Consider the following 5,084-nt stretch of genomic DNA (forward strand, 5'->3'; position numbering starts at 1 on the left):
GAGCGGACTTGCGCCGCCTGCTCACGCGTGAGGCGGGCGGCGTCGTATTCACTACCGTGCAGAAGTTCTTCCCGGAGCAGAAGGGCGACACGCACCCGGTGCTCTCGGAGCGGCGCAATATTGTGGTGATCGCTGACGAGGCGCACCGCAGCCAGTACGATTTCATCGACGGCTACGCGCGCCATATGCACGACGCGCTGCCCAACGCGAGCTTCATAGGCTTCACCGGCACGCCCATCGAGCTCTCGGACAAGAACACGCGCTCGGTGTTTGGCCCCTACATCAGCGTCTACGACATTCAGCGCGCGGTCGACGACGGCGCCACCGTGCCCATCTACTACGAGAGCCGTCTCGCCAAGCTCGAGCTCAAGCCCGACGAGTTGCCGCACCTCGACCCCGAGTTCGAGGAAATCACGGAGGGCGAAGAGGTCGAGCGCAAGGAGCGCTTGAAGTCGAAGTGGGCGCAACTCGAGGCGCTTGTCGGCACCGAGAAGCGGCTGCGGCTCATCGCGGCGGATCTGGTGGAGCACTTCGATCGTCGGCGCGAGGCGATGGCCGGCAAGGCGATGGTCGTCTGCATGAGCCGCCGTATCTGCGTGGCGCTCTACGACGAGATTATTCGGATCCGTCCTGAGTGGGCGGGAACCGGGGATGCCGACGGTGTGGTGAAGGTCGTGATGACCGGCTCGGCGGCAGAGGGTCCGGTGTTCTCATATCACATCCGCAACAAGTCCCGCCGCGAGGCGCTCGCTGCACGGTTCAAAGACTCGGACGACCCTTTCTCGATCGTGATCGTACGAGATATGTGGCTCACGGGCTTCGACGCGCCATGCCTGCACACGATGTATGTGGACAAGCCCATGCGCGGGCACGGCCTCATGCAGGCGATCGCCCGCGTGAACCGTGTGTTCCGCGACAAGCCCGGCGGGCTCGTGGTCGATTACCTCGGCCTCGCCGACCAGCTCCGGAACGCGCTTGCGACCTACACCGAGAGCGGCGGCAAGGGCGAGGGCGCGATCGACCAGCGCCAGGCCGTCATGCTGATGCTCGAGAAGTACGAGGTCGTGCGCGGGCTGTTGCACGGGTTCGACTGGAGCGCTTGGACGACCGGTGCCTCGCACGAGAGGCTGGCACTGCTGCCGGCGGCGCAGGAACACATCCTCGCGCAGGCGGACGGCAAGAAGCGGTTGCTGGAGAACGTCTCGGCGCTTTCGCAAGCGTTCGCACTCGCAGTTCCATCGGACGAGGCGCTCTCGATCCGCGACGATCTCGCGTTCTTCCAAGCGGTGCGCTCGGTGCTGGCGAAGGAAGCGGTTGCCGGCGGCGGTCGTTCGCCGGAGGAGATCGAACACGCGATCCAGCAGCTGGTGTCCAAGGCCGTCGCGCCGGGCGAAGTCGTCGACATCTTCGCCGCCGCCGGGCTCGACAAGCCCGACATCTCGATTCTCTCGGACGAGTTCCTCGAGGAAGTGCGGGGGTTGCCCCAGCGCAACCTGGCGGTGGAGATCCTGCGAAAGCTGCTCGAAGGCGAGATCAAGACGCGCAGCTGCCGCAATGTGGTGCAGGCGCGCTCGTTCGCCGCCATGCTTGGAGAGTCGGTTCGGCGCTACCAGAACCGGGCGATCGAGGCGGCACAGGTCATCGAGGAGCTCATCGCGATTGCGAAAGACATGCGCGAGGCCCAGCAGCGGGGCGAGAAGCTTGGCCTGAACGACGACGAGGTCGCGTTCTACGATGCGCTGGCATCCAACGAGAGCGCCGTGCGCGAGCTCGGCGATGCGACGCTGAAGCAGATAGCGCAGGAACTCGTGACGAAGGTTCGGGAGAGCGCGACCATCGATTGGACGGTGCGCGAGAGCGTGCGCGCCAAGATGAAGGTGATGGTCAAGCGGCTTCTTCGGAACTACAAGTACCCGCCGGACCAGCAGGACGCGGCGGTGCAGCTCGTGATCGAGCAGGCGGAAGTGCTGAGCGACGGGTGGGCGGCGTAGGAAACCTGCTCGGCGTGAGAGGTAGGTTGGCAGTGGAGCGATGAAATATCTCGGCTGCTATGATTGTCCTGCTGGATGGCGTTGCTCGACCGGAAACGGGGGATCGCATGGAGGAGTTGCGCACGCTTGAGTCTACCCTGAAGGATGTCGAGGGCCGGATTGCCAACGCATCGAAGTCCACGAAGCGCGTCACGTCCGCCCTTAATGCTGCCGCGAAGGCGAGCGCGCACGGGGACATAGCCGCCCTTCGCCGCGCGCTTGGCGATGCGAGTGAGTCGCTTCGGGTGGCACAGCTGGACACAGGCACTGCGGTATCTTCTTGGCGGTGGGAAGAAGAAGCCGAGCAGGAGTATTTCCGCAGTGGCCTGTTCGTCCAGGAGCTCCTCGCGGCGGCGGTCGGCAAAGTCGAGATCCAGGAAGACGAGGGCGTGTTGGTCTGCTACCCGTCTATGCTGCGGGTCGACCCTGTTCGGCGGGCGGTTCTGATCGACAAGAAGCCCTGGAAATCAGTCCGCCCTTCGGTCCTGATTTCGCATCTCGCAGACGTGCAGGGCAGGCCACCGCGCTTCAAGCCCACTGTGTTCCTGGAGTCGCTATACATGGCGTGGGATTACGCTCGGCATCTTGCACGGGGCATGCATGAGCCTGCTCGCGACATGCGCGTTGACAGGGTGTACGCCGCACTCACCATCGCTCCGGGCAGTGCCAAGGAGTACTCGAAACAAGAGTTCGGCCGGGACTTGTACCTGCTAGAGCGAGCTGGGGTTCGAGAGACGAAGAAGGGCGCCAGGCTTTCTTTCTCTCGTTCTACTGGCACGAAGGCAGGAGCCGGCGTGATCAGCGTTGTCGGGGAGGATGGACGCCAGGTCCTCTACTCGTCGATTTCCTTCGTAGAGGCGGGCTAGCATGGTTCCCCACATCCCAGTGGATGAGTACGCGGACTTTCTCGCGCGCGAGTACCTTTCCACGTTCGTGTGCGAAGGAGGGGCCGCCGTCAAGTTCGCCGTGGTAGCCGATGATGAGACGGCGGATGCTCTTCTCGTTTCGGTCGAGGAGCGCGCCAGTCGGCTTGGTATGCGCTTTGTGGCTGTCACTGCAGTGGACACCAGAGTCAATCTCATCCAGCAGCTCTTCTTCGCAGTAGCCGCGAGACTCGACTGGGTTTCGCTCGCGCGGAAGGTGGTTCGAAAGATACCGTCGGATGTGTGGGGCGACCAGGTCGGGGACGCGATGACCATCGCCCAGGTCGCCAGCGTTCTCGACATCGACGAGCTACTTGTGCGGACCCAGATCACCAAGGCGCTCAGCAATCGCGTCATGAGGGATTACTCGCTCGCCAAGGACTTTCGCATCGCCATGACTCAGGTCTGTCTGCCCGAGTTGCAGCCAGAGGCGTTCACCGAGGAGAGCCGAGCGTCCATTCTCGAATGGTTGCGCGGAGAGCTGCGGCTGATCAGCGCCGTCAAGGACAAGCACATATTCCATAAGATCGGTAGACATAGTGCGCGCGCGATGCTGGCATCGACATCCAGATGGATCGCAAAGGCCGGGGAGTGTGGTCTGGTGTTAACACTGGATCTCCGGCAGCTCGCGTTGAGTCGACGACCCGATGCTGCCGAAGGCGAGTTCTACTACACTCCAGCGGCTGTGATGGATGCCTACGAGGTGCTCCGACAGTTCATCGATGCGACGGACGAGATGGAGAATTTCATGCTCCTCGTGTTAGCGCCCGACGCGTTGCTCGATGATTCGACCAACCGGGGTTTCCCGAAGTATCAAGCCCTGAAGAACCGCATCTGGGATGACGTGCGCGACAGGGACCGAGTCAATCCGTACGCGCCGATGGTGCGGGTTTCTTCAGTAGGAGGGGGTGCGTCGTGAGCGCCTCCCTCACGGCTCGACGAGCACTCGAGGCGTTGCGAGCGGGTGTGCCAAATCGGGACGCAGTGCGAGCTCTCGGCTTCAACGGAGACGCGTTGCTCGAGTTGTTCTCGGAGCGTCTCGAGCAGGTCGCATCCGGAATATCGGATGGCGGTCAACAACGGGGCCTTCTGATTGCCGCGGAGTTCGGTGGGGGCAAGTCGCACGCGCTCGAGTATCTTAGCCATCGGGCTCTTAGTGCGGGATTCGCCGTCAGCAAGGTCGTCATCTCCAAGGAGACCCAGCTCTTCGACCCGGCGAAGGTCTTCTCGGCGGCAATCGATAGTCTGCAGGTAGCAGATCGCACCGGCAGCGTGCTTGATGAGATCGCTCTCAGCCGACTTGATGCTGGCCATCCGAGGTTCGACGACTTCAGCATGTGGTTGGGGACCTCGGGACTGAACTCTCGCTTCGACGCCACGATGTATCTCTATCGAGAGGCCGGCGCGAACGAGGAGTTGCAGCAACGCCTTGTCTCCTTCTGGAGTGGCAGGCCCCTGCAAGTGACACAACTCAAGAAGGACCTGCGATCGTGCGGCGCAGCGAGTTTCTATCCGATTGAGAAGATCGGTGCCAAGGACCTTGCCAGGGAGCGCTTCAGGTTCATGGCGAGACTACTGCATGCCGCTGGCTACAACGGCTGGCTGATACTCCTCGATGAGCTCGAGTTGATAGGGAGGTATAGCTTCCTGCAACGGGGGCGGTCCTATGCCGAGCTTTGTAGATTGATGGGGCTGGATGAAGAATCGGCTGTTCCGGGGTTGTTTGTGGTGGGGGCGATCACCCCTGATTTTGAAACGGCTGTCATTCGCGAAGGCAAGGACGATATCAATCAGATCGGGTTCAGATTCCGGGCACGCGGAGATGCGGATAGCGACCTGACTGCGGCGCTGGCTGAGCGCATGATGCTTGAGATCCAGAGAAGCTGCATCCGCTTGCCTGAGCCCGATGACGCCGCACTGAGTCAGACGCTTCTGCGGCTTGCCGAGGTCTATGGCGAGGCATACGGTGTTCCTCCGTCCACTCAGGAACCCGATGGCATGAGCGTTGGCTGGCAGATGCGTGAGTACGTCCGCTCGTGGATAACCCGCTGGGACCTTCAGCGCATTGACCCCGCGTACGTCTCGCGGACTGAGGTGGAGCGTATCGAGACGGACTACATAGAGGACACCC

Annotated in this window: 4 protein-coding genes; all 4 read left to right on the forward strand. The window is 62.3% G+C overall.

What is annotated here, in order from left to right; translation table 11 throughout:
* Positions 1-1,991 (forward strand): HsdR family type I site-specific deoxyribonuclease (locus Q8K99_05520; GenBank protein ID MDP2182015.1); only part of this gene is annotated, 1,991 nt, incomplete at its 5' end.
* Between the two features lie 107 nt (positions 1,992-2,098).
* Entirely contained in the window at positions 2,099-2,896 is a 798-nt protein-coding gene (locus Q8K99_05525; GenBank protein MDP2182016.1) for a hypothetical protein, read from the forward strand.
* Position 2,897: 1 nt separating this feature from the next.
* Positions 2,898-3,872, forward strand: coding sequence for a DUF2791 family P-loop domain-containing protein (locus tag Q8K99_05530; GenBank protein MDP2182017.1), 975 nt, complete (start codon positions 2,898-2,900; stop codon positions 3,870-3,872).
* The coding region (locus Q8K99_05535) for a DUF2791 family P-loop domain-containing protein (GenBank protein MDP2182018.1) at positions 3,869-5,084 on the forward strand (1,216 nt) is incomplete at its 3' end. The genes Q8K99_05530 and Q8K99_05535, both read left to right, overlap by 4 nt.

The organism is Actinomycetota bacterium (assembly GCA_030682655.1).
Taxonomy (GTDB): domain Bacteria; phylum Actinomycetota; class Coriobacteriia; order Anaerosomatales; family JAUXNU01; genus JAUXNU01.

Coding starts and splice junctions, on each gene's coding strand:
- Q8K99_05525 (MDP2182016.1), top strand. CDS start 2,099: ATGGAGGAGTTGCGCACGCTTGAGTCTACCCTGAAGGATGTCGAGGGC.
- Q8K99_05530 (MDP2182017.1), top strand. CDS start 2,898: ATGGTTCCCCACATCCCAGTGGATGAGTACGCGGACTTTCTCGCGCGC.